Here is a 298-nt window from a genome sequence, read left to right as displayed (position 1 = left end):
CTCGAAAACGACCTCGGAGTTGGTGACGCCCTCCGAGAGCAGGGCGTTCACAATGCCCTCGAAGCCGCTGATCACCGTCGTGGGAGCGCGCATCCCGCAGCGCCCGTGGGGCGCGACGACGAAACCTCTCGCTTTCAATGTGCGGGCCCTCGATCTCGAGAGCCCCGTTCTTCGCGAGATTTCGGCCAGGTTCATCTTGTCGAGTTCGAAGGAATCGCCCTCCGTCCGGGCGATATCCGATATGGCCTTGTCTATAATCTCCTGCAGGCCATTGCGCTCGTTGTCATTCATGGTCCTC

General features: G+C 60.7%; 1 protein-coding gene. It reads right to left on the bottom strand.

The window, feature by feature from the left end; translation table 11 throughout:
- Positions 1 to 291, bottom strand: a 291-nt coding sequence (locus NE591_RS14620) for a hypothetical protein (protein ID WP_256157030.1), incomplete at its 3' end; no start/stop codon positions are given.
- Positions 292 to 298: the final 7 nt, after the last annotated feature.

The organism is Adlercreutzia sp. DFI.6.23, assembly GCF_024462535.1.
GTDB lineage: Bacteria > Actinomycetota > Coriobacteriia > Coriobacteriales > Eggerthellaceae > Adlercreutzia > Adlercreutzia rubneri.
Note: the sequence above shows the minus strand (reverse complement) of the source record. Positions and strands in the feature narration are given on the sequence as shown.